The following is a 24,495-nucleotide window of genomic DNA, read 5'->3' as shown; positions in this document are numbered from 1 at the left end:
GCTTCTGACCCCTGCGGCAATGGGGTATTATTAATGTCCGCCCGGAATTGATAAAGGTTTATACATGCGTCTGGAAGTCTTTTGCCACGACCGACTTGGTCTGACCCGCGAACTGCTCGATCTGCTGGTTGAAAGGAACATCGACCTGCGCGGCATTGAGATTGCCTCAATCGGCCGCATCTATCTTAACTTTTCAGCTGTGCCCTTCGAGCAGTTCAGCCAGCTGATGGCGGAAATCCGTCGTATTCCCAGCGTCACCGACGTGCGCACGGTGGCGTTTTTGCCGTCCGAACGCGAGCATCGGGCGCTGAGCGCGCTGCTGATTGCGCTGCCGGAGCCGGTGTTTTCCATCGATATGAAAAGCAAAATTGAGCTGGCGAACCCGGCAGCTCAGGCGCTGTTTTCGCTTAATGAAGAGAAAATGCGTAACTACGGCGCAGGCGCGCTGATTGGCGGCTTTAATTTTCAGCGCTGGCTGGAAAACGAGCGCATTGAGCCGCAGGCGCATCATGTGGTATTGCAGGGCCGCGACTTTCTGATGGAAATCACGCCTATTTTTACCGCAGGCGAGCACGAACAGGCAGACCGGCCAGCTGGCGCGGTAGTTATGCTTAAATCCACCGCCCGAATGGGCCAACAGCTACAGAACCTGGCGGTTAACGACGACAGCGAGTTCCAGCATATCGTGGCGGTTACGCCAAAAATGCGTCAGGTCGTGGACCAGGCGCGCAAGCTGGCGATGCTGGATGCGCCGCTGCTGATTGTAGGCGATACCGGCACCGGCAAAGATATGCTGGCACGCGCCTGCCATCTGCGCAGCGCGCGCGGTAAAAAACCTTTCCTGGCGCTGAACTGCGCCTCGCTGCCGGACGACGTGGCGGAAAGCGAGCTGTTTGGTCATGCCGCCGGCGCCTATCCCAACGCGCTGGAAGGCAAAAAGGGCTTTTTTGAGCAGGCCAACGGCGGCTCGGTGCTGCTGGACGAGATAGGCGAGATGTCGCCAAGAATGCAAACCAAGCTGCTGCGTTTTCTTAACGACGGCACTTTCCGCCGCGTAGGCGAAGAGCATGAAGTGCACGTAGACGTGCGGGTAATCTGCGCCACGCAGAAAAACCTGACGGAAATGGTGCAGCGCGGCGAGTTTCGCGAAGATCTCTTTTATCGACTGAACGTGCTGACGCTGAACCTGCCGCCGCTGCGCGATCGCCCTCAGGATATTTTGCCGCTGACGGAAATGTTTGTTGCGCGTTTCGCCGACGAGCAGGGCGTCGCCAGACCCAAGCTTTCTCCTCAGCTTAATGCCTTCCTTAGCCGCTATACCTGGCCCGGCAACGTCCGCCAGCTGAAAAACGCGCTTTATCGGGCGCTGACCCAGCTGGAAGGTTATGAGCTGCGGCCGCAGGATATCGTTCTGCCGGAGTTTTCGATGGATATTCAGCTTGGCGAAGAGGCAATGGAAGGATCGCTGGACGACATCACCAGCCGCTTCGAGCGTTCGGTGCTGACCAAACTTTATCTCTCTTATCCCAGCACGCGCAAGCTGGCGAAACGGCTTGGCGTCTCGCATACCGCTATCGCCAACAAGCTGAGGGAATATGGGCTGAGTAAAAAAGCGGACAGCGAAGGGAAATAATTGATTAATGATCGTTCAGCAAGAGTCATGGCTGATATGATCACATAGTCATTAAAGAAAAATAAAATGACATCGGATAAATTTTATCTGATCAATTAAGGCAAGACCGTAACAAGGTTCTCGTGTTGGGGTTAGGCAACAGATGCCCCCCTAAATGAGGGGGGGCATCTAGAAATAAGCTCGTCTGGATGGTATAACTCTTGGTGATGATTAACATAATTTCCTTACCAAGGGTTATTATTAAGATGGTTGATTAAAAATAGCAACAGATGGTGAATGTGGCTGCCAGGATTTATTTGTAAGCCCTTAAAGTGATATGTTAAAGGATGTCTGTATCATATTAAAAAGAATACCGAAATTATTATTTTCTAAACTGACTGCCGGAGGTTGAAAATGAAGATGGAATTTCAAGTCAATGATATTATTAAAGAATTTATTGAAGCGGCACTACACCATCTTGGTGAGCTAAAATGGGCTTACGTTATCCTTTCTAAAAAAAATCTGTCACGTATATTTCATGTTACTAATTACCCTGCTGAATGGGTGAAATACTATCAAGAAAATAGCCTGCAATACACCGATCCCGTGGTTATTACGGCTTTGAATCGTCTCACACCATTCTTCTGGGACGAGAAAATCAAGGTTGGAAACGATTTTGATTTATCAGGAATATTCGCCAAAGCAAAAAAGCATAGTGTCATTAATGGTTTTACCTGTGTTTTGCATGATTATAAAAATAACCTTGCCACTCTCTCTTTTATTATTGATCCTGAAAAAAAAGAAGAAATAAAATCCTGTCTCAATGAAAATAAAGCTCTCATCGACTTATTGCTTGCCACCGTCCATGAGAAATACTTAGCGCTTAATTCATTGCCAGATAACGAAGAGGAAACTGTATCTGGAACTGATCTTTTTACAGAAAGAGAAAATGAAGTATTGTATTGGACAAGTGTGGGGAAAACTTACCCTGAAACGGGAATGATTTTAGGTATTAAAACTACTACAGTGAAGTTTCATATGTCTAATATCGTTAAAAAGTTAGGCGTAACAAATGCAAGGCACGCAGTGCGTCTCGGCGTGGAACTTCAACTTGTGAGGCCAGTTAGATAAAAATTAAAGCTTATTAAGCACAAAAGGCCACTGTTCTAACAAAGTTTGAGGAAGTTTTTTTTCTTTATCAAGGATTTCCTCTTTTAATTTCCTACAACTTTCATCATCAATATGTCCTAATAATAAATGGACAGGCTCGCCCTTCTCTGACTGTCCTGTTTTCAGTTTTGTGATTTTCCAGCCTGATTGTTCAATGATTTGCATCATAGCATGACTGGCTACAGCAATGATGCCTTCATATTGGTGTTTCCGTGCAAAATTAATTAGCGATAAAAAAAGAATTTTAGTGACGGGGAAGTTATATTCTAATAGATTTCTGGTGCGCATTTTATCCACAAAAAAGCGTGTTGATTCAATATACTTTCCTTCCGGTATTTCGATATCTTTGAAAAAGCTAAAGAATGTTTTTTCAAGCATATTAGCATTACTCATAGGGATTATTCTTGTTCCGCATATTATTTCTTGATCGACAACACCAAGAATATAGTTTGTTTGTACATCATCAAACTGATCGTTTTCCATTCCATTTATACATGTCACAGCCCATCCAAGTCTGTCATAAAAAGTGCTTTTCCTTAGGGTATACAAATCAATTTTTGCCCTCGAAGAAAGATCTACATAGTTAATGCTATAAATATTAAACATAATGCTACCTGTATAAATTTTGAGTTTATATGCGGCAACACAATTTGATTTCCTGAGATGACGCCGAGACCTGAAAATGATAATGGTAATTATCATTTTTGCGAGTGATTTATGATGTAGAAAAAAAGATTTCATTCTTACAATAAGTTGCAGGACGAAGTGCAGATATTTTTCTGCATGGCAGGGGAGTTTAACGGTTATCAAAAGGATTGAGATTTAAAAATTTTTGAATTGATAACCGTAAGGTTTTACGGAGATGTATTTTCTTTTAAGAAAAACTAAGGTATTAAACGTGGCTAATAAAAAAACCTAAAAAATAACAAGCCGGTTACTAACCGGCTTACTAAATTACTTCAGCACGGCCAGCGCGGCGTCATAATCCGGCTCGGTGGCGATTTCATCGACCAGCTGGCTATGCAGCACCTTATCCTGCTCGTCCAGCACGACGACGGCACGCGCCGTCAGTCCTCTTAGCGCGCCGTCGTTAAGCGCCACGCCATACTCTTCTTTAAACGTCTCACCACGCAGGGTGGAAAGCGTAACCACGTTATTCAGGCCTTCCGCGCCGCAAAAACGCGACTGGGCAAATGGCAGATCGGAAGAAATGCACAGCACTACCGTGTTTTCTACCTTTCCGGCAAGCTCATTAAATTTACGCACCGAGGCGGCGCAAACGCCGGTATCCACGCTCGGGAAAATATTCAGCACCTTGCGCTTGCCCGCATAGTGCGAGAGCGAAACATCAGAAAAATCTTTAGCTACCAGCGTAAATGGTTTCGCGGTCTGGCCCGGCGTCGGCAGCTCGCCTGCCACGGCGACCGGATTGCCCTGAAAATGTACGGTCTGAGTCATAACTTTTCCTTATTAACGCGGTAAACGAATGTCTGAGTGTAAGCTATGGGGCTAAACTCCAACAGCGCTAAACACAACATTTCCCGCTTTATTGTCAAAATCCCCGTGGAATGGCTATGGTGTGGAAAGAATCATTGCTCTGCCAAAAGGAACCTTTAATGAGAAGTGTCAAAGTCTGGCCGGAAACCTGGCCGTTGCGCGCGCCTTTTGTTATCGCACGCGGCGGCCGCAACGAAGCGGACGTGCTGGTGGTGGAACTGGAGGAAGAGGGGATCGTCGGCACCGGCGAAGCCACGCCCTATGCGCGCTATAGTGAAACGGCGGCTTCAGTGCAGGCGCAAATCACGGCGCTGACCAAAGATCTGGAGCAGGGCATGACGCGTGAGCAGCTACAGCAGGCGTTACCCGCTGGCGCGGCGCGTAATGCTATCGACTCCGCGCTGTGGGATCTGGAAACCCGCAGGGCAAACAGCGATCTGTGGCGGATGACTCATGTTGTGCGTCCCGATGTGGTGGAAATGGCTCAGACCATCAGTATCGACTCGCCGGAAGTCATGGCCAGCGGCGCGCTGGCGCTGTGGCAGAACGGCGCGAAGGTGTTGAAAATCAAAATGGACAACGCGCTGATCACGGAAAGGCTGGTGGCTATCCGCACCGCCGTGCCGGACGCCACGCTGATCGTCGATGCCAATGAGTCCTGGCACAGCGAAGGCCTGGCGGCGCGCTGTCAGCTGCTGGCGGATCTGGGCGTGGTGATGCTTGAGCAGCCCTTACCGGCGGCGGACGATGCGCTGCTGGCCAACTTTATCCATCCGCTGCCGATCTGCGCCGATGAAAGCTGCCACACCCGCGAAAGCCTGCCTCAGCTGGCGGGACGTTATGAAATGATTAACATCAAGCTGGATAAAACGGGCGGGCTGACCGAGGCGCTGGCGCTGGCCGCCGCCGCCAAAACGGCCGGGCTGGAGGTGATGCTGGGCTGTATGCTTTGCACCTCCAGAGCCATTCGCGCCGCGCTGCCGCTGGCCGGCACGGCCCGTTTTGTCGATCTGGACGGGCCTACCTGGCTGGCGCAGGACGTGACCGCCTTGCCGTTCCGCTGCGGCAGAATCGCGCTTTCAGAAAGTCTTACTCAGTAGCTCGACCAGCGCGGTCAGATATTTTTCGCTGGCCTCGTCTGCCGAAACGGGCGGCAGCTCGGCGGTGATCACCGGCAGCCCCAAATCGGCGCACCAGCTGCCGAACGAGCCTGGCGTGGCGTAGCCGACAGACGTGACCAGCGGCAGCCCCATCTTTTCGGCCAGCCAGCGGCCCGCCTCGCTGTCGAGCGGATCCTCAATACAGGCCAGCGGCTCATGAAAGCTCACCACCCACGCCGGTTTGAGCTGATGGATCAGCGCACACAGCGCCTGCGTTTCCGGTTCTGATCCGGCGCTTTCCCCTGTGGAAAGCGTCACGTCTCGTTCATTCGCCGCGCTGTTCCAGCGATAAACTGTCTCGCCCGGCTGCCAGTTAGCCGCAGGAAAGTTACGGTTCAAATCCACGCCGCGCGCGTTTGCCCGTAGGCCAAGCTGGCAGCCGTCGGGATTAACCGCCAGCACCACGTGATGGCGACGATGCCTTTCGTGCAGCGTGCGCATGGCGCAGGAAAGGGTGATCACCGCCGCCGTTTCGTCGCCGTGTGTCCCGGCCAGGATCAGCCCGCTGGCATCATCCGCATTCGGTGCGGGAAACCAGAGCAGGGGGGCGCCCAGCACGCTGCTGCCATAGCGCAGGCGATCGGCCTCCAGCTTGCCGCGCCGGGGCCGTGGATGATTCTGAGGCATAGTGACTCCAGAGGATTTGTCTAAAAGCTTTTTATAGCAGACCCGGCGTGCTGAAAGGAGGATGTTTTCCGTGTTGTGAACTGACGAGCCGGAAAATGCTGTAATTATCACAATCAGTTGCGCTAAAGTTCCCTCTAAATTCCGTTGCCCTGACTGAGGTATCCTGATGAGGAACGCTTTTCGTTTTACGCTGACGCTGCTGGCCCTGAGCGTCAGCGCTTCTCTCTGCGCCGCAGAGGTGCCGGCCGGCACCGAACTGGCCGCCCGCCAGGAAATCGTTCGGCATATCAAAGACGAACCCGCCTCGCTCGATCCCGCTAAGGCGGTAGGGCTGCCGGAAATCCAGGTTATCCGCGATCTCTTTGAAGGATTGACCAATCAAAACGCGCAGGGCGAAAGCGTGCCGGGCGTGGCGACCCAGTGGCAAACCACCGACAATAAAACCTGGATTTTCACGCTGCGTAAGGATGCCCGCTGGTCGAATGGCGATCCCGTGACCGCCAGCGATTTTGTTTACAGCTGGCGGCGGCTGGTCGACCCGAAAACCGCCTCCACCTTCGCCTGGTTTGCCGATCTGGCCGGGATCGCTAACGCCGCCGCTATCACCAAAGGCGAGATGACGCCCGATAAGCTGGGGGTTAGCGCGCTGGACGACCATCGGCTGAAAGTGACGCTGGACAAGCCCGTGCCTTACTTCGTCAGCCTGACCGCTAACTTCAGCCTCTATCCGGTGCCGCAAAAAGTAGTGGAGCAGCAGGGCTCTGCCTGGACGCAGCCCGACAGGCTGACAGGCAACGGCGCCTATAAATTGCAGGAAAGGGTGGTAAATGAAAAGCTGGTGCTGGTGCGCAACGATCGCTATTGGGATAACGCGCATAGCGTCATTAATAAAGTGACTTTCGTGCCCATCAACGAGGAGTCAAGCGCGACCAAACGCTATCGCGCGGGTGATATCGATATTACCGAATCTTTTCCTAAAAACATGTATGGCCTGCTGAAAAAGCAGATCCCTGACGAGGTGTATACGCCGGATCAGCTGGGCACTTATTACTACGCTTTTAACACGCAGAAAGGGCCGACGGCGGATGTGCGCGTGCGCAAAGCGCTTTCGTGGAGTATCGATCGCCGTATTATTGCGGAAAAAGTGCTGGGCACCGGCGAGAAACCCGCCTGGCATTTTACGCCGGACGTTACCAACGGCTTTAAGCCGCAGCCGGGCTTCCTGCAGCAGCATTCTCAGGCAGAGCTGGACGCTCAGGCTAAAACGCTGCTGGCGGCGGCGGGCTATGGGCCGACGCACCCGCTCAGCCTGACGCTGCTGTATAACAGCTCTGAAAACAATCAGAAGGTCGCCATCGCCGTCGCGTCTATGTGGAAGAAAAACCTGGGCGTTAACGTGAAGCTACAGAATCAGGAGTGGAAAACCTATATCGACAGCCGTAACAGCGGCAGTTTCGATGTGATCCGCGCTTCCTGGGTAGGCGACTATAATGAGCCTTCCTCTTTTCTGAGCCTGCTGACCGCCAGCCACAGCGGCAATATTTCGCGCTTTAAAGATGCGGCCTATGACGACTTGCTGACCAAAGCGAGCCGGGAAACCAATGCCGGGATCCGTAATGAGAATTACAATCGGGCGGAACAAATCCTCGCGGATCAGGTGCCCATCGCGCCTCTTTATCAACTCTCTAACGGCCGCCTGATCAAGCCCTGGGTCAAAGGTTATCCGATAACGAATCCGGAGGATGTGGCGTACAGCCGGATGCTTTATATCGTTAAGCATAACTAAGTACGCGCCGGAGCAGCTGTCGCTCCGGCCATAGCAGGCGGCCTCTTCGCTAACGCTCAATAAACCAGCTAATCGTGCAGGTGCTTTACGCATCGTTATCGGATTGACGAGAGATAATAACGGACAGTGACTCCCCGTTATCAGGTGCTTTATGACTAAAATCGTTACGCTGCTTTCTTTAATAGTGCTGCTATCCGGCTGCGCGTTGAAACACTATCCTTCTTCACCCTCGGTGAGTGAAGTACAAAAAACGACTCTGGACTGCCCGGCAGTGCAAAAGGAAATTGCCAGCCAGCAGCAGGTACAGCAGCAGATTGATAAAACCGGCGAGTTCAGCGGGCTTACCGTGCTGGGTTTTATCGGTGACTTCGGCATTGGCAACGGCGTGGCGAAAAGCCTGGCGCAAAAACATGCTGACCAGCGGATGATCCAGTTGAAACAACTGGAAAAAACCAAATGTTCCGCCACGCTGCCGGGCTGAAAAACGCGATTTACGAGAGATCTCACAGTTTCATCACGCAGCGCTTGAGCTACACCCGCAATGATCTATGGTAGCGGCTGGATTGCTACTGCTTCGCTGCAGGCAAAACCTGACATCGGCGCGATCCGACCGTCAGGTTTTTTTATTTGTGGGTAACTAAATGGATATTATCAAAGTACTCAATAACAACGTGGCGATAGTGCTGGATAAACAGGGCAAAGAGCAGGTCGTGATGGGGCGCGGGCTGGCCTTTCAGAAACGACCGGGCGAGCGGCTGGATCCCACGCGGGTGGAAAAAGTCTTTGCCTTGCAAAGCAGCGAGCTGACAGGGCGGTTAGCCGAGCTGCTGACGGAAATCCCGCCAGAGGTGCTTGCCGTCAGCGAATGCATTATCGCACAGGCGAGGCAGGCGCTGACCACCGCTCTGCATGAAAGCGTGGCGATTGGTCTGACCGATCATATCCACTTCGCGCTTCAGCGCCAGCAGCAGCAAATTCCCTTGCGCAACGTACTGCGTTGGGAGATCCGCTCGCTTTACCCTAAAGAATATGAGCTTGGCCTGGCGGCGCTGACGATTATTGAGAAGCGGCTGGGCGTGCGTCTTGAAGAAGATGAAGCTGGTTTCATTGCGCTGCATCTGGTTAACGCGCAGCTGCATAGTGCGATGCCGGAGGTACACGCCATCACGCGGTTTATGCAGCAAATTTTGGATATCGTGAAATACCATCTGCAGATCGAATATCAGCCCGACTCGCTGAGCTATAACCGCTTTGTCACCCATCTTAAGTTCTTTGCCCAGCGGATGCTGGGGAAAAACGGCGTGGTCAGCGATGACCGCTCGCTGCACGACGTGGTGCGCAACCGCTACCCACAAGCCTATCGCTGCGTTGAGAAGATCGACCGCCATATCGTAAAAAATTATGCCTATACGCTGGGAACGGAAGAGCGCATGTTTCTGACCATTCATATTGAGCGGGTCAGAAAAGAGACGCTGGCCCTGGAAGAGCATGAGGATGAGGCGTAAGCTCGCAGGGAAGGCCTGACAAAGAGCAGGGCGACGAAATCTGGTATCGGGATACCGGGCCGCGGCTTATAGTAAGCATTATCAGTTATGCCTTACGTGCTATGGATTACAGGCTACAGATTTCAAACCTTATCAGGGCTGCTTACAAATCCACTATCAGAGAACGCCGCCTGAAGTCTCCCATACCGGCGGAAAATTCATCGCGGCGTGCCGATGTTTTTAATCAGAAAGTAATAACCGTTTTTACTCCTGTTACCCAGGCGTCCTGCGTTTCCCGTAAAGCACCGGGACGGTGCCAGTATTGCACTACTGGCTGAACCTCCAACCACGAGGTCGCACGCAGGCGATAGTAGAGCTCGGCGTTGACGGTGTGACCAGGAAGAGGGTGATAAAGCGCATCGACATCGTCGTGTGTTCCCTGTAGCTCGTTAAGGTATTGCTGGTTCCGGCGGTAATCCTTGCTTATTTCAATCCATGTAGCGCCCAGTCCCAGCCAGTCATCGGGCCGTGCATCGGCCAGGCCGTGATAGCGTAACGAAACGGCTGCGACCCGACGCAGCAGGTTACTGCGCCTATCGCTTAAACTCATACTGAATGAAGAGCTCAGCCCGCGGGTGGCATCGTCTTTGTGTCGGGTAAGCTGCTGGTTAAAGCCGCCGTACAGAAACCAGGTTCGATGATGGCTACGATAACCTTCCGCATCGTCAGCGCCGGTAGCCTGGGACTTTCCGGCATAAAAATCGGTTTGCGGCGCATTGGTAAACAGCAGGCCCAGGTTATAAATTCCGGGCAGGTTATTTATGCGAGTTTTTATTTCCAGCTCCAACGGCAGCACCACGCCTTTGCTGCCTCTGGTTGACCCGCTCCAGGCATGGCCGCGCGACTCAGCATTTGGGTTCTGCTCCATTATGCCGCTTTTTAAGGTCAGCTCATTGTTAAGCTTATATTGCAGCGTGGTTCCCCAGTAATGCACGTTCCAGTTATACCAGGTAAAAGAGTTAGCTGATTTGCCGCCGCACTGCGAAAGTAGCTGAAAGTCACAGGGGATTATTTGATCGAAATCCTGCACCTTGTTCATCATACCAATGCGCCAGTGCAGACGGCGATCGTGAAAGGTCCGGGCGAAAGTTAACCAGCCCAGACGGGTGATGGAACCCCGGCCAGAGCTTTCCTGAGCAATATCGTTAGCGCTGACCCTGGGATCCTGTAATCGTTTAAAGGTCAGGCTGTCATCGTGATTGCGATTAACAATATTGCCCTCGATTTTGGCATCGGCAATATTCGTCAGGTCTTCAAGATCCTGCCCGAACGTCAGCGAAAACTGATCGATATAGGCTGCATGACGATCGTGGTTGTAACCACCGGCAGCATTATAAGCAACCTGACTTAAATAGCCGAGGTTGAAATGGAAACCATCCGCCTCCAGAACCGGTCTTACCCCACCCATATCGCCGAGCAGCCCTGGCGTGGAAGGAACAAAGCCCAGGGCCTCTCCCTGCCAGGCTTCGCTGGCGTAAGCGGGCGGGCCTGAAACCATCAGGCCAAAAACGATTGGCGTAATGAGCGTTCTGAATTTAAAGGTGTAAGCGATCTTTCTCATCCGTTATTCCTTTAACCGATTCAGGCAGGCTATTAACGACATTGCCGGAAGGCGTTAACTGCCCTCCGGATTGAGCATGTCCGGCCTGGATTTATTCACCGCTGGCTCAGAGAGGCACCCTGGGTTTTTATAACCTCGCGATACCACCAAAAACTCTTTTTGGGCCTGCGCGCCAGCGTACCGTTTCCCTGGTCGTCGCGATCGACATAGATAAAACCGTAGCGTTTGGAAAACTCGGCTTTCGAGGCGCTCACTAAATCAATTGGCCCCCAGCTGGTATAGCCCCAGACCTCCACGCCGTCTTTAATGGCTTCACGCACCTGCACCAGATGATCGTTCAGATAAGCGATGCGATAATCGTCGTTGATTGCGCCATCCGCTTCTGCCTTATCCCTGGCGCCCAGGCCGTTCTCCACGATAAACAGCGGCTTTTGATAGCGATCGGCAAGCATATTCAGCAGCAGCCGCAGTCCCTGCGGGTCGATCTGCCATCCCCATTCAGAGGCGGGAAGATGTGGGTTCGGCACCATATCCAGCACGTTGCCACGCGCCAGGGCCGCTGTTTTATCCGCCGTGGCGCAGCCGCTCATGTAATAACTGAAGGAGATAAAATCAACGGGTTCGCGCAGATCGATGTTGTCCTGCTCGCTGATAGCTATTTCGATACCTTGCTGTTTAAAAAAGCGTGCCATATAGGGTGGGTAAGCGCCGCGCGCCTGTACATCGCCAAAGAACAGCCATTCACGATTTTTTTGTAGCGCTTCGAGCATATCTTCAGGACGGCAGGTCAGAGGATAAAGCAGGCCGCCCAGCAGCATATTGCCGATTTTGCCTTCAGACACAATTTGATGGCAGGCTTTTACTGCCCGTGCGCTTGCCACCAGCTGATGGTGAATGGCCTGGTATATCGCCTGCCTGCTGCTGTTTTCCGGCAGGCCTACGCCGGTGAAAGGCGCATGCAGTGACATATTGATCTCATTAAAGGTAAGCCAGTATTTTACTTTGTGCCTGTAGCGCTCAAATACCGTGCGGGCATAGCGTTCAAAAAAAACAATTGTTTGACGATTGCCCCAGCCGCCGTAGTTGCTGACCAGGCCGTAGGGCATTTCGTAATGCGAAAGCGTCACCATCGGCGCAATATTATATTTAGCCATCTCGTCAAACAGGCGATCGTAAAAAGCCAGTCCGGCCTCGCAGGGTTGCTCCTCGTCGCCCTGTGGGAAAATGCGTGTCCAGGCGATGGAGATGCGTAACACCGTGAAGCCCATTTCGGCGAACAGCCGGATATCTTCCGGATAGCGATGATAAAAATCGATGGCAATATCCTTGATGTTAAAATCGCCCGGCTGGCGCGCAACGCGTTCGCCAAAAATGCCGTGCGGTTGCAGATCGGAGGTCGACAGGCCTTTACCACCTTCCCGCCATGCTCCCTCAACCTGATTAGCGGCCATCGCGCCGCCCCAAAGAAAGTTTTGTGGAAATGTATGCATAATTGCTCCTTAAGCAGTTACATAATCAGCTTCAGCAACGCGCCGTTTTCCGCTACCTGTTCCCGATCGCTGGCGGGAAGCACGTCAAGATAGTCGTCGCTGTTGCTGATGATGACGGGCGTGGTCAGGTCATAACCGGCTTCACGCAGGGCCGGAAGATCGAACTCAATGAGCAGCTCCCCACGGCGCACCGGCTGATCCTGCGCCACGTGAACGGTGAAATAGTTGCCGTTCAGCTGTACCGTATCCAGCCCGACGTGGATCAGCAGCTCCACGCCGTTTTCGGCGATCAGGCCAATCGCGTGTCCGGTGCGAAACAGCGAAGCCACGCGACCGTCCAGTGGGGAAACGACACGACCGCAGTCGGGCACAATCCCTACGCCTTTCCCCAGCAGGCCGCTGGCAAAGGTTTCGTCGGCGATCTGTTCCAGCGGCACTACTTTGCCGCTTAGCGGGCTGGTCAGGGTAAAGGTGTGCGTCAGCTTTTCCGGGGGAGGCTCCGGCGTCGCATCGACGAGGGTTTCGGTTTCCTGCTGTGGAGCAAGACCGAAAAAGTAAGTGGCGACGGCCGCAAAAATCAGCGACAGCAGGGCCCCTGCCAGCACGGCATAAACGGTGATATCAATGCCCGTTTTAGGCACGCTCTGAAAAATCGTAAAGATGCTGGCCAGTCCAAACGAATAAACGCTGGCATGGTAAAAACCGATCAGCGCCGCGCCCAGCGCACCGCCGATACAGCCAAAAATAAAGGGACGGCGGTTAGGCAGAGTAACGCCATAAACCGCCGGCTCGGTAATGCCAAAAATGGTGGCGCTGAAGGCGGAAGCGGCAATGCCTTTCAGCCTGCGATCGCGGGTTCGCAGCAGCACGCCCAGCGTTGCGCCGCTCTGGCCCATTACGGCGGCGAACAGCAGCGGCATCATAAAGTCCTGGCTATGCATGCTGAGGTTATTAATCATCAGCGGCACCAGCCCCCAGTGCAGGCCAAAAATAACCAGCACCTGCCAGAAACCGCCGAGGAAAAGCCCGGCGATCAGCGGACTCAGGGCGTAAATCCACAGATAGCCGTCGGCCAGCTGGTTACTGAGCCAGGTGGCGACCGGACCGATAACTAAAAAGCTCAGCGGCACCACCACCCCCAGACAAAGCAGCGGCGTAATAAAATTCCGGATGGCATCCGGCAGGCGCGAATTAACCATTTTCTCCAGCAGGCTGGCGACCCAGGCGGCGAGTAAAATGGGGATCACCGACGAAGCGTAATTGATAAGGATCAGAGGAACGCCGAAAAAGGAGAGCGGCGCTTCGCCGCTTTGCGCCTGATTAAAGGCTTCCAGCATTAAGGGATGCACCAGCGCAGCGCCAATCGCCATCGACGTAAAAGGGTTGCCGCCGAATTTTTTACCGGCACAGTAGCCGAGCACGAGGGGGAAAAAATAAAACAGCGCATCGCTGGCGACGAAAAGAACCCGATAGCTGCCGCTCTGCTCCTGCAGCAGCCCGATCGCCAGCGCCAGCGCCAGCAGGCCTTTCAGCACGCCGGAAGCGGCCATTACGCCAAGGAACGGGGTGAAAATGCCCGAAACGATATCGATAAAACGATTAAAGAGAGACAGTTTTACGGGCGCAGCGGCAGCCTGTTCGCCTTCACTTAAGCCGCCTTCGCTCAACAGCGCCTGATAGACGTCGCCGACATGATTGCCTATCACCACCTGATACTGACCGCCGCTCTCGACGATCGTAATAATTCCCGGATTGTTTTTTAGCGAGGCCGTATCGGCCAGCGCTACGGATTTAAGCCTGAAGCGCAGTCGGGTCGCGCAGTGTACCAGTGACGCTATGTTTTCCCGGCCGCCCACGCCTTGCAGAATTTGTTGGGCCAGCTGCTGATAGTTCATAAAACGCTCCCTGCACCTTCGCCTTAACTGAAAAAAACCAAAAAAAAACCTGAACCGCTTATTTTCGCCACGGGCATGAAAATAAGCGGTTCAGGTTTTGCCTGCGTAGACAGTGACAACCCTGATTAGCATTCAGGATAGTTTCTTAAAGGCGAACAAATAACAAGCATCGGCGATGGGTTGATGACTGAATCGTGAGGCGGATCGAATTTTATTTGCACACTGACACGCTTTTTAACCTGTGTGCTCAGAAAGGAGGTTTTGCATTGGCATTCGCGCAGGCTAGACTGTATCGCATTGATTATGCTGCGAGGAAAGGTTGTGGAAAGCATAGCAGGCAAGGCCTTACAGGTATCGGACGCCATTATTTCCTGCCAGCTGGACGGAAAGGGCGGACTGATCCCGATTGATGATAAAGACGTAATTCACTGTGACAAGCCCTGCTGGCTGCACCTGAATTACACCCACCGGGAAAGCGCAGAATGGCTGATGTCCACGCCGCTGCTCCCGGATGCCGTGCGTGACGCCCTGGGCGGCGACAGTATGCGCCCAAGAGTCAATCGTCTGGGCGACGGAACGATGATTACGCTGCGCAGCGTCAACCTGAATACCGAATCGCGTCCCGATCAGCTGGTGGTTGTGCGGGTATTTATTAATGACCGGCTCATTGTTTCTACCCGCCAGCGTAAGGTGTTCGCTATTGATGAAGTGCTGACCGATCTGCAAAACGGCAACGGCCCCACCAACGGCGGCGGCTGGCTGGTGGACGTTTGCGACGCCTTAACCGATCACACCAGCGAGTTTATTGAGGACCTACACGATAAAATTATCGAACTGGAAGATGCGGTAGTCGATCAGCAGGTGCCGCCCAGAGGCGAGCTGGCGCTGATCCGTAAACAGCTGATTATTATGCGGCGCTATATGGCGCCTCAGCGCGACGTATTTTCGCGTATCGCCAGTGAAAGGCTGCCGTGGATGAGCGATGACGATCGACGACGCATGCAGGATATCGCCGACAGGCTGGGTCGTGGGCTGGACGACCTGGATGCCAGCGTGGCGCGCACGGCAGTCTTGTCGGATGAAATCAGCACGGTGATGGCGGAAGCGATGAACCGTCGCACCTATACCATGTCGCTGCTGGCGATGGTCTTTTTACCGACAACCTTTCTCACCGGCCTGTTTGGCGTCAACCTTGGCGGCATCCCGGGCGGCGAGTGGCGCTTCGGCTTTGCCACCTTCTGCTTTTTGTTAGTGGCGCTAGTGCTTGGCGTTGCCTGGTGGTTACGTCGCCGTAAATGGCTGTAATTTACCGCCACTCTGCCGCGATAAAGCGCAAAAAGGGGCAATAAAGCTGATCGATATCAATAAAAGGAGCAGACGGCTGGGGCAAACTCTTTCTCGCAGGTGAATGCAACGTCAAGCGATGGGCGTTGCGCTCCATATTGTCTTACTTCCTTTTTTGAATTACTGCATAGCATTTTTAATTCATACAGGCCGGCGTAAGCCGGCTTTTTTTTGCCCGTTTGCCAGCGCTGGCGGTGGTGCCTATGCTTACAGTTCACCTTATGTTCGAGGAGGAAGATATGCTGTCCGACTACGTAATGGATACACCAAGAGCTTCCGATCCGGTGCCGACCGATCCCGTACCGATTCCCGATCCTATTCCAACACCGCAGCCGATGCCCGATCCGCCGCCTGATATGCCGGATCCCATCACCGATCCGCCGCCGCATATGTAGCACGGCCAGGCCGGTTAACATCGCCGGCCTTTTTTGCAGCTGACGACCGCTTCCCGAATATTTCCACCTCTGTTAAAAACCCGTATAATCCGCGACAGTCCAACGCTCAACCAGGAAACCCGCCGCCGGTTTGTCCGCTCGGCGTAATAAGTATTTATGAATCAGACTGATACAAGAAAAGAGACGCTCGAATTCAACAAGTTGCAAAAGCGCCTCAGAAGAAACGTCGGCAACGCCATCATTGATTACAATATGATTGAAGAGAACGACGTGGTGATGGCCTGCATGAGCGGCGGTAAAGATTCCTTTGCCATGCTGGATATTTTGCTGGGTCTGCAAAAGGTTGCGCCCGTGAAGTTTGAGGTGGTTGCCGTGAATCTCGACCAGAAGCAGCCTGGTTTTCCCGAGCATATTTTGCCAGAGTACTTCGAGAGCCTGAATATCCCTTACTATATCGTGGATAAAGACACTTACTCTGTTGTAAAAGAGAAAATCCCCGAAGGCAAAACCACCTGTGGGCTTTGTTCAAGACTGCGCCGCGGCACGCTCTATTCTTTTGCAGAACGCATCGGCGCCACCAAAATCGCGCTGGGCCACCATCTTGATGATATTGTGGAAACCCTGTTTCTGAATATTTTTCACGGCGCGCGCATGAAGGCAATGCCGCCCAAGCTGCGTTCTGACGATGGCCGCAATGTGGTTATCCGGCCGCTGGCCTACTGCCGCGAAAAAGATCTGATCGCCTATGCTGAGCAGAAAGACTTCCCGATTATTCCCTGCAACCTTTGCGGATCGCAGGAAAACCTACAGCGTCAGGCGATTAAAGCAATGCTTGCCGAGTGGGATAAAAAAGAGCCGGGACGCGTGGAAAGCGTATTCAAATCGCTGCAAAACGTCAGTCCAAGCCAGCTGGCGGATCGCAATCTGTTCGATTTCGTCAATCTGCCGTTGGATCGCGAAGGCGAAAGAGAGGAGTACGCTTTTACCGAAGCGACGGTTTCCTCTACCAACATTGATAAAGCGATGTTTATCGACGTCACCAATATCTGAGTAAGCCGGGGAGGCCGCTCCCCGTCGTTAACCGTGCAGCGGAAGCCGCGCCTGCTTTTTTCAGCCGCTGCTTTTGCTGCCCGTGCATCCCTTCGTCGGCCCGGCACACAATTCCCTCCGCGGCAGTAACGTCCGCCAGCGCTTTTCTGCTACACTCAGCGACAATTTCCCCTCCGGTTTTTCAGAGAGTAATTTGTGAGCGCTTTTTCAACCCTGACTTCCCTGCCAGCCAGCCAGATCGCCAATCTGAACGAGCTGGGCTACCACACCATGACCCCCATTCAGGCCGCATCGTTACCGGCGATCCTGGAAGGTCGCGACGTCCGCGCGCAGGCAAAAACGGGCAGCGGCAAAACGGCCGCTTTCGGCCTTGGCGTGATGCAGCGCATCGACGCCACGCAGTTTGTTACCCAATCGCTGGTGCTTTGCCCGACGCGCGAGCTGGCCGATCAGGTCACCAAAGAGCTGCGTCGCCTGGCGCGTTTTACCGCCAATATCAAAATTCTGACCCTGTGCGGCGGCCAGCCGATGGGCGCCCAGCGTGATTCGCTGGTGCATGCGCCGCATATCGTCGTCGGCACGCCGGGGCGTATTCTGGATCATCTGAAGCGTGAAACCTTGCAGCTGGGCCAGCTAAGTACGCTGGTGCTGGACGAAGCCGACCGCATGTTAGAGATGGGCTTCCGCGATGATATCGACGCCATTATCAGCTACACGCCGCCCGCGCGTCAGACGCTGCTGTTCTCCGCGACCTGGCCGCAGGATATCGCAAAGATTAGCCAGCGTGTTCAGCGCGATCCGCTGAGCGTGGAAACAGATGTGGTCAGCGATTTGCCAGCGGTTGAGCAAACTTTTTATGAAGCCGGCTCGCGAGAGAAACTGCCGGCGTTAATCGGCCTGCTTAGCGATAAGCAGCCGTCTTCCTGCGTGGTGTTCTGCAACACCCGACGCGAATGCGACGATATCGCCGCCGCGCTGGAAGGGCAGCAAATCAGCGCGCTGGCGCTGCATGGCGATTTGGAACAGCGCGACCGCGACCAGGTGCTGATCCGTTTTGCCAACGGCAGCTGTCGCGTGCTGGTGGCTACGGATGTCGCCGCGCGCGGACTGGATATTAAAGCGCTGGCAATGGTGGTCAACTATCAGCTTTCGTACGATCCGGAAGTGCACGTGCACCGCATTGGCCGTACGGCCCGCGCGGGTGCGGAAGGGTTGGCGATCAGTCTGGTTGCGCCGGACGAGATGATCCGCGCCCACGCGCTGGAAGACTTTTTACAGCAGAAGCTGAGCTGGCGCAGCGTGTCGGAGCTGAAAAGCGTGGCGCCTCGTCCGCTACCGGCGGAAATGGCGACGCTGAGCCTGGACGGCGGGCGTAAGGCAAAAATCCGCCCTGGCGATATTCTGGGCGCGTTAACCGGTGAGGCAGGGCTGAGCGGCGACGCTATCGGTAAAATCGATATTGGCCCAACGCAGGCGTATGTCGCTATCCGTCAGAGCAGCGCGCGCCAGGTGATGAAGCAATTGCAGCAGGTGAAAATCAAAGGGAAAACCTGCCGCGCCCGACTTTTGAAGTAGCGGCGCCGGCAGGCCCGGAACACCCTGAACAGGGTGTTCTTGCTTCAGAACTTCAGCACTTCCGGCGGCTGCGCCACCAGAGGTTCGGCATCGGCCATCAGCGTTTTAAAGTGCGGCTGATTGCCATGCGTCTCTACGGCCTGCGCGTCCTGCCAGGTTTCGTGAAAAAGGAACACGTTGCCGTCTTCTACGCTGCGGTACAAGTCATAATGAATACAGCCTTCTTCCGCGCGTGCCGGCTTAACGCCCGCGTTTAGCACTTTCTTCAGTTCGTCTGCTTTACCTGCTCTGGCGGTAAACTTCGCCACGATACGCACATGTTTGTCGCTCATTTTATTCTCCTTAGATAAAACCCGGTGTAAGGCCGTTTCCGTTCGACAGGATTAGCCGCCGAAGAGAGAAAGCTATCATGCCATAAATTGCTTAAGCCTTCAGGTCGTTACGCTATTTATTCAGCCAGGCTTTAGTTTCAACGCACGTAATGCCAACAGCTAAAAGTCGATGAAGGTGACAACGTCACGCTCATACTCAGCTTCAGGCGGGCGCCAGGCTCATCCTGGTGACACTGTCACTACTGTCTGCGTTGATGACCTTATTGGTAAAATCAGACCAGCGGCTATTGCCATTCATTATTTTTAATTTAGTAAATATTCGTGACTGCGCTCGACCCTGACGGCATCCTGACATATGCTGACCCACGCCCAAGTCCTTCTTCCGGAGTTTTCTGATGAGAGCAGCGATATTTCTGCTTGCTGGTTGCGTCCTGCTTACCGGCTGTAGCCACGATAACGAGCCGCCGCAGCAGGCTACCAGCGCCCACGTGCCGCCTAAAGTTGTGATGTCCGACCTGGCCGCCAGCGCCTGTTCAGACGCCGGGGGAACGCTGGCGCTTTCGCGCCAGCTGGATGGAAGTGCTGTAGGCATGTGCCAGCTGGCCAACGGGCGTCGCTGCGGCGAAAGCGCGCTGGCCAGCGGCAGCTGCGCCCGCTAAAAACCGGCGTTAGCCCGTCAGCTCGTTATCGCAGAGATCGCCTTTTTCCAGCTGCTGCAGATTTTGCAAGGTGGTCTCGGCAATGCTGGTCAGGGCTTCTGCCGTCAGGAAAGCCTGATGGCCGGTGAACAGAACATTATGGCAGGCGGACAGGCGACGGAAGATATCGTCCTGAATAACGTCATTAGATTTATCTTCGAAAAAGAGATCGCGTTCGTTTTCGTAAACGTCCATACCCAGCGAGCCGATCTTCTGCATTTTTAGCGCGTCAATCGCCGCCTGAGAATCAATCAGGCCGCCACGGCTGGTATTAATAATCATCACGCCATCTTTCATCTGCTGGAAAGCCGCCATATTCAGCAGATGATTATTCTCGGGCGTTAGCGGACAGTGGAGCGAAATCACATCCGATTCCCTGAACAGCGTTTTGATATCGACGTAGGTGGCACCCAGTTCCAGCGCCTGGGGATTGGGATAAGGATCGAAAGCCAGCAGCCGCATACCAAATCCTTTCAGGATACGCAGCGTGGCAAGGCCGATTTTGCCCGTACCGATAATACCGGCGGTACGACCGTGCATATTGAAGCCGATCAGGCCTTCCAGCGAGAAGTTGGCGTCGCGGGTTCGCTGATAAGCCCGGTGAATACGGCGGTTCAGCGTCATCATCATACCAACGGCGTGTTCCGCTACGGCTTCAGGCGAATAGGCCGGCACGCGCACCACCTTCAATCCCAACGTTTTTGCCGCCTCCAGATCCACGTTATTGAATCCGGCGCAGCGCAGCGCGATATATTTGACGCCCAGCGACGCCAGCTCCTCCAGCACCTCGCGGCCGCCATCGTCGTTAACGAAAATGCAGACGCCGTCGCAGCCGGCCGCCGTCTTCGCGGTACGTGCGGTCAGCAGAAAATCAAAATATTCCAGCTCAAATCCATAGCTTTCGTTAACCTGCTCAAGATATTTCCGGTCGTACTGTTTGGTACTGTATACCGCAAGTTTCATGCATGATCTCCTGTATCCGTCAGACAGCTCTCCCTTAACAATACTTCGCATTGGACGGCTAGTCAGCCAATGGCAGGCAATATTTGTTCGGCAGGTGAATAATTACCCGCTAAAATCTTCTCGCGGCGCGCAGGACGTGCCATGATTTACGCCTTAACGTAAGGAATGGATTGAAGTATGGGCCGGGGCTGGAAGCTATTTATTATTGCCATCGCGGCCGCTGCGGTTTTAAGCGGCGCCGGACTGCTGACGCTGAGCTGGTGGCTGCCGCGGCTGGCGGGCTTCTGGCTGCCCGCTGCCACCACGGTCAGGCTGGATGGCAACCCCCGCTGGCGTTCAGGCGCCTTGTGGCTGCCCGGCCTTCGCTATCGCACAGGCGACTGCGAGCTGGCGAGGGCGAGCAATGTGACGCTGGGAAGCGCCGAAGGCCGCTGGAAGCTGGGTGCGACGCTACTTGAAGTCAACAGCGCCTGTTTCAGCAAGCTGTCGACAAGCAGCGATCAGCCTGCCGCGCCGCGTTCGCTGGCGGAGTGGCAGTCAATGCTGCCAAAAGCAGACGTTGCCATTGAGCGCGTCAGCCTGCTTCCCTGGCAAAGCTGGGCGGGAGCGCTACGGCTCAACCTCGATCCACAACGGCAGCTTATTCACTGGCAGGGCGAAAACCTTTCGTTACGGGCCGTGCTGGCGGGCCAACAGCTGGATGTACAGTCGCTGGCGCTTAGCGTAGCGGGCACGACCGATCCCATCACCATGAACGGTTTGCTGACGCTGCCGAAAATACCTGACCGGCTGCCGGATAGCGGCGAGCTGGCGGCCACGCTGAAAACGGCCAGCGTTCCACAGCCGCTGCGGGCCAGCCTCAACTGGCAGCAGAACAGCGGCACGCTGACCCTCAGGGCGCAGGATCTGGAGGAGCCGCTGCTGCTGCTGCCGTGGCGGGTTTCCGCGCAGCAAATTGCGATTAGCCAGGGCAAATGGCGCTGGCCCTGGGCCGCACAACCGGTGTCCGGCGGCGTGGCCCTGACGCTAAAAGACTGGCGGCAAGGGCTGCCGGGGATGGAAGTCACAGGGAGACTCAATGTGCTGACGCAGGGACGCGGCGGCAAAGGCAACGTCGTGCTGTCAGTCGGGCCGGGCCATCTGGACTGGACGCAGAGCGAGCTGCCGTTTCGCCTGACGGGCGAGAGCAAACTGGCGCAGCTGCTTTTTTTCGCCGGCATTCCCGGCAAGCTACAGGGCCCGCTGCCTGATCCCGTGCTGCGCCTTCAGCCCGGCGCGCTGTTGCGGATGCGCGGGCGTCTGCTCTCTACGCTGGAGGTGGACGAAGCGCGCTGGCCGCTTTCCGGCGTGGCGGTCTCTTCAGCGGGCATCGAGGGGCGGCTACAGGCCATTCTTAGCGCGCACGATAACCAGATGGGACGGTTCCGCCTGCATCTGGACGGTCGCGCCACGGGATTCTGGCCGGACAAAGGCCGCTGGCTGTGGCGCTATTGGGGCGACGGGCTGATGGCGCCGCTGGCGGCCAAATGGGATGTAAAAGGGCGTGGAAGCTGGCAGGATCGGCAGATTGAACTCGCTTCTTTGTCCACCGGATTCGATCAAATTCGCTACGGCGGGGTAACAATGGCCGCGCCCAGGCTAACGCTGGCCAGGCCGGTTCGCTGGCTACGCGACGAGAAAACCCCTGCTTTTAGCGCAAGCTTGCGGCTCAACGCGCAGCGCACCAGCCTCGACAGCGGCGGCTATCTGCCGCCCGCAGAGTTAATGCTTGACCTCAACGGTAGCGATCCCGCTCGTTTCCTCTATAAGGGCAAACTGACCGCCGATCCGGTCGGCCCGGTACGGATACAGGGCCGCTGGGACGGTACGCGGCTGCGTGGCCAGGCCTGGTGGCCGCAGCAGTCGCTAAGGGTTTTCCAGTCACTGTTGAACGACGATCTGAAAATGTCTGTACGCGGCGGCACGCTGAAAGCTCAGGTCGCTTTTTCAGCGGCGGCGGATCAGGGATTTGCCGCAGGCGGCCACTGGGTGGTCAGCGACGGCAGCGTGCGCACGCCGGATAACCAGTTTACCGGCATCGATTTCTCTTTGCCGTTCAGGCTGCAAGCGGGCCAGTGGTACTTTGGCGCCAAAGGCCCGGTTTCGCTGCGCATCAAGGCAATTAAAAACCAGTTTGCGCTAAAAAATATTCGCGCCGATCTTCAGGGCTGGTATCCGTGGAGCGCCGCCCGGCCGCTGCGCCTGAGCAACGTCGGGGTGGAGGTGCTGGGCGGCGAGCTGAGTTTGCTTAGCCTTCAGCTACCGCAAACCGAAGCGGCCACGCTACGGCTGAAAGCTATCAGCATGAGCGAGCTGGTAACGGCCATTCAGCCGAAAAAAATCGCCATGTCCGGCCGCGTTGACGGCGCGCTGCCGCTGTGGCTGCAAAACTCTGCCTGGCTGGTCAAAGAGGGCTGGATCACCAACAGCGGCCCGCTGACGCTGCGGCTGGATAAAGATTTCGCCGACGCGCTGGCTTCCGGTAATATTGCCACCGGCGCGGCGATGGACTGGCTGCGCTATATGGAAATTTCCCGCAGTCGGGCCACGCTGAATATTGATAATAAAGGCGAGATGACCATGACGGCGCAGGTCAACGGCACCAGCCGCTTCAGCGATAAAAATCAGCACGTCTCGCTGCACTACACGCAGCAGGAAAATATTTTTCAGCTGTGGCGTAGCCTGCGCTTTGGTGACAATTTGCAATCCTGGACAGAGCAGCACGCCACGCTGTCAGCACAAGGAAAAACCGAATGAAAACAGCTCTGCCGATCCTCGCGGGGATGCTGCTCAGCGGCTGCGTGCCCCGTATTGAGGTCGCTGCCCCAAAAGAGCCGATTACCATCAATATGAACGTGAAAATCGAGCATGAAATCGTGATTAAAGCGGACAAAGACGTGCAGACGCTGCTGAAAAACGGCGAAGATGCGCCGCTGCGGCAATAAAAAAGCAGCCGGGCGGCTGCTTTTTCAGGCGAGATCTGAGGAAAAGATCAGGCGTTAACCAGCTGGTTCAGCGTGGCTTTCGCTTCTTCGCTGGCTTTGGTGGCCGCTTCCGGGCCGTATGCCATGCCTTCAGCGTAAACGAACTGTACGTCGCTCAGACCCAGGAAGCCCAGGAACAGCTTCAGGTAAGGCGTTTGCAGATCGGCTGGCGTATCTTTATGGATGCCGCCGCGGCTGGTGATCACAATTACTTTTTTACCGACGATCAGACCTTCCGGGCCTTTCTCGGTGTAGCGGAAAGTTACGCCGGCGCGGGCAATCAGGTCAAAGTAGTTTTTTAATTGCGTCGGGATGTTGAAATTGTACATCGGCGCCGTAATAACAACGGTATCCACAGACTGAATTTCAGCAATCAGCTCGTCGGAAAGCGCCAGGGCTTCCTGCTGACGCGGCGTCAGAGCAGCATCGGAAGGACGCAGCGCGCCGACCAGTTCGCCGTCCAGTACCGGAATCGGATTTGCAGCCAGATCGCGGATCACGATCTCATCGCCGCTGTGCGCCGCTTTCCACTCTGCAACAAAGTGATCGGCCAGCTGGTTGGACTGTGAGTAGCCTGCGAGAATGCTCGATTTCAGTACTAAAACTTTGCTCATAATGAATTTCCTTTGTTATGCGGATGTGTCCGCTCAATGACTTACACTCTATTGGCAAATCAGCCGTAGGGATAGTGCAATATTCTGAAGCCCGTGTTCGAATTTACTGAACAAGGTTAGCGCGCCGCAGCCGTAGCTAAGTGGTTGTCTGTGCTACAA

At 54.7% G+C, this 24,495-nt stretch carries 22 protein-coding genes; 13 read left to right on the top strand and 9 right to left on the bottom strand.

Annotation, left to right across the window (positions count from 1 at the left end; all coding sequences use genetic code 11):
- Nucleotides 1–64 precede the first annotated feature (64 nt).
- A complete protein-coding gene (gene tyrR / locus ACA373_RS04720) occupies nt 65–1,633 on the top strand; it encodes a transcriptional regulator TyrR (protein ID WP_253453909.1) in 1,569 nt (522 codons plus the stop codon).
- A 393-nt stretch (nt 1,634–2,026) separates the two neighbouring features.
- The gene (locus tag ACA373_RS04715) at nt 2,027–2,743 is read left to right on the top strand and encodes a LuxR family transcriptional regulator (protein ID WP_253453911.1); all 717 of its coding nucleotides are present in this window, start codon (nt 2,027–2,029) and stop codon (nt 2,741–2,743) included.
- Nucleotides 2,744–2,746: 3 nt separating this feature from the next.
- On the opposite strand, the gene ACA373_RS04710 is transcribed toward ACA373_RS04715, so the two are convergent.
- Together ACA373_RS04710 and tpx are read right to left on the bottom strand one after the other, a co-directional pair.
- Nucleotides 2,747–3,388 (bottom strand): acyl-homoserine-lactone synthase, encoded by a 642-nt coding sequence (locus ACA373_RS04710; RefSeq protein ID WP_253453913.1) that lies wholly within the window; start codon nt 3,386–3,388, stop codon nt 2,747–2,749.
- Between the two features lie 348 nt (nt 3,389–3,736).
- Nucleotides 3,737–4,240: a thiol peroxidase gene (gene tpx / locus ACA373_RS04705; RefSeq protein ID WP_253453915.1), complete on the bottom strand. Its 504-nt coding sequence runs from the start codon at nt 4,238–4,240 to the stop codon at nt 3,737–3,739.
- Nucleotides 4,241–4,398: 158 nt separating this feature from the next.
- Here tpx and ycjG point away from each other — a divergent pair, with 158 nt between their 5' ends.
- Entirely contained in the window at nt 4,399–5,379 is a 981-nt protein-coding gene (gene ycjG / locus ACA373_RS04700) for an L-Ala-D/L-Glu epimerase (protein WP_370734083.1), read from the top strand.
- On the opposite strand, the gene mpaA is transcribed toward ycjG, so the two are convergent.
- Nucleotides 5,359–6,066, bottom strand: a complete 708-nt coding sequence (gene mpaA, locus ACA373_RS04695; protein ID WP_125287670.1) for a murein tripeptide amidase MpaA — start codon at nt 6,064–6,066, stop codon at nt 5,359–5,361. The genes ycjG and mpaA overlap by 21 nt on opposite strands.
- 166 nt (nt 6,067–6,232) lie before the next feature.
- Here mpaA and ACA373_RS04690 point away from each other — a divergent pair, with 166 nt between their 5' ends.
- The 3 genes from ACA373_RS04690 (at nt 6,233) to licT (ending at nt 9,357) form a co-directional block, all read left to right on the top strand.
- The gene (locus ACA373_RS04690; protein ID WP_370734082.1) at nt 6,233–7,852 is read left to right on the top strand and encodes an ABC transporter substrate-binding protein; all 1,620 of its coding nucleotides are present in this window, start codon (nt 6,233–6,235) and stop codon (nt 7,850–7,852) included.
- Between the two features lie 151 nt (nt 7,853–8,003).
- Nucleotides 8,004–8,333, top strand: a complete 330-nt coding sequence (locus ACA373_RS04685; protein WP_301251670.1) for a hypothetical protein — start codon at nt 8,004–8,006, stop codon at nt 8,331–8,333.
- A 160-nt stretch (nt 8,334–8,493) separates the two neighbouring features.
- The gene (licT, locus tag ACA373_RS04680) at nt 8,494–9,357 is read left to right on the top strand and encodes a BglG family transcription antiterminator LicT (protein ID WP_301251672.1); all 864 of its coding nucleotides are present in this window, start codon (nt 8,494–8,496) and stop codon (nt 9,355–9,357) included.
- Nucleotides 9,358–9,580: 223 nt separating this feature from the next.
- Here the strand turns inward: licT and ACA373_RS04675 are convergent, their stop codons facing one another.
- The 3 genes from ACA373_RS04675 to bglF form a co-directional block, all read right to left on the bottom strand.
- The gene (locus tag ACA373_RS04675; RefSeq protein ID WP_370734081.1) at nt 9,581–10,957 is read right to left on the bottom strand and encodes a carbohydrate porin; all 1,377 of its coding nucleotides are present in this window, start codon (nt 10,955–10,957) and stop codon (nt 9,581–9,583) included.
- A gap of 95 nt (nt 10,958–11,052) precedes the next feature.
- The gene (ascB, locus tag ACA373_RS04670; RefSeq protein WP_369894672.1) at nt 11,053–12,447 is read right to left on the bottom strand and encodes a 6-phospho-beta-glucosidase; all 1,395 of its coding nucleotides are present in this window, start codon (nt 12,445–12,447) and stop codon (nt 11,053–11,055) included.
- Between the two features lie 17 nt (nt 12,448–12,464).
- Nucleotides 12,465–14,342 carry a PTS beta-glucoside transporter subunit IIABC gene (gene bglF, locus ACA373_RS04665; protein WP_253453927.1) on the bottom strand — a complete coding sequence of 626 codons (1,878 nt, stop codon included), beginning with the start codon at nt 14,340–14,342 and terminating at the stop codon, nt 12,465–12,467.
- Nucleotides 14,343–14,663: 321 nt separating this feature from the next.
- Between bglF and zntB the strand changes: the two genes are divergently transcribed.
- From zntB to dbpA, 4 genes are all read left to right on the top strand, one after another.
- Nucleotides 14,664–15,647: a zinc transporter ZntB gene (gene zntB, locus ACA373_RS04660; protein WP_253453929.1), complete on the top strand. Its 984-nt coding sequence runs from the start codon at nt 14,664–14,666 to the stop codon at nt 15,645–15,647.
- Between the two features lie 242 nt (nt 15,648–15,889).
- The gene (locus ACA373_RS04655; RefSeq protein ID WP_301251677.1) at nt 15,890–16,081 is read left to right on the top strand and encodes a hypothetical protein; all 192 of its coding nucleotides are present in this window, start codon (nt 15,890–15,892) and stop codon (nt 16,079–16,081) included.
- 156 nt (nt 16,082–16,237) lie between these two features.
- Nucleotides 16,238–17,131 carry a tRNA 2-thiocytidine(32) synthetase TtcA gene (gene ttcA / locus ACA373_RS04650; RefSeq protein WP_253453932.1) on the top strand — a complete coding sequence of 298 codons (894 nt, stop codon included), beginning with the start codon at nt 16,238–16,240 and terminating at the stop codon, nt 17,129–17,131.
- Nucleotides 17,132–17,326: 195 nt separating this feature from the next.
- Complete coding sequence (gene dbpA, locus ACA373_RS04645) at nt 17,327–18,706, top strand: ATP-dependent RNA helicase DbpA (RefSeq protein WP_301251679.1); 1,380 nt, start codon at nt 17,327–17,329, stop codon at nt 18,704–18,706.
- Nucleotides 18,707–18,750: 44 nt separating this feature from the next.
- Here dbpA and ACA373_RS04640 read toward each other — a convergent pair whose 3' ends face one another.
- Nucleotides 18,751–19,038 carry a putative quinol monooxygenase gene (locus ACA373_RS04640; RefSeq protein WP_253453937.1) on the bottom strand — a complete coding sequence of 96 codons (288 nt, stop codon included), beginning with the start codon at nt 19,036–19,038 and terminating at the stop codon, nt 18,751–18,753.
- Between the two features lie 395 nt (nt 19,039–19,433).
- On the opposite strand from ACA373_RS04640, the gene ACA373_RS04635 reads away from it, so the two are divergent.
- On the top strand, nt 19,434–19,697 hold the full coding sequence (locus tag ACA373_RS04635; protein WP_125287660.1) for a DUF333 domain-containing protein: 264 nt from the start codon (nt 19,434–19,436) through the stop codon (nt 19,695–19,697).
- Nucleotides 19,698–19,706: 9 nt separating this feature from the next.
- Here the strand turns inward: ACA373_RS04635 and ACA373_RS04630 are convergent, their stop codons facing one another.
- The gene (locus tag ACA373_RS04630) at nt 19,707–20,699 is read right to left on the bottom strand and encodes a 2-hydroxyacid dehydrogenase (RefSeq protein WP_253453939.1); all 993 of its coding nucleotides are present in this window, start codon (nt 20,697–20,699) and stop codon (nt 19,707–19,709) included.
- 177 nt (nt 20,700–20,876) lie between these two features.
- Between ACA373_RS04630 and ACA373_RS04625 the strand changes: the two genes are divergently transcribed.
- On the top strand, nt 20,877–23,495 hold the full coding sequence (locus ACA373_RS04625) for a YdbH family protein (protein ID WP_370734080.1): 2,619 nt from the start codon (nt 20,877–20,879) through the stop codon (nt 23,493–23,495).
- Complete coding sequence (locus ACA373_RS04620) at nt 23,492–23,683, top strand: YnbE family lipoprotein (RefSeq protein ID WP_253453943.1); 192 nt, start codon at nt 23,492–23,494, stop codon at nt 23,681–23,683. Before ACA373_RS04625 ends, ACA373_RS04620 begins: the two co-directional genes overlap by 4 nt.
- Before the next feature lie 47 nt (nt 23,684–23,730).
- On the opposite strand, the gene ACA373_RS04615 is transcribed toward ACA373_RS04620, so the two are convergent.
- On the bottom strand, nt 23,731–24,336 hold the full coding sequence (locus ACA373_RS04615; RefSeq protein WP_253453945.1) for an FMN-dependent NADH-azoreductase: 606 nt from the start codon (nt 24,334–24,336) through the stop codon (nt 23,731–23,733).
- Nucleotides 24,337–24,495 lie beyond the last annotated feature (159 nt).

Origin of the sequence: Erwinia sp. STN24, from assembly GCF_041320675.1 — a bacterium.
Classification (GTDB): Bacteria; Pseudomonadota; Gammaproteobacteria; order Enterobacterales; family Enterobacteriaceae; genus Erwinia; species Erwinia aeris.
The sequence above is the reverse complement of the archived record's forward strand: the minus strand, read 5'-3'. Positions and strand labels throughout refer to the sequence as shown.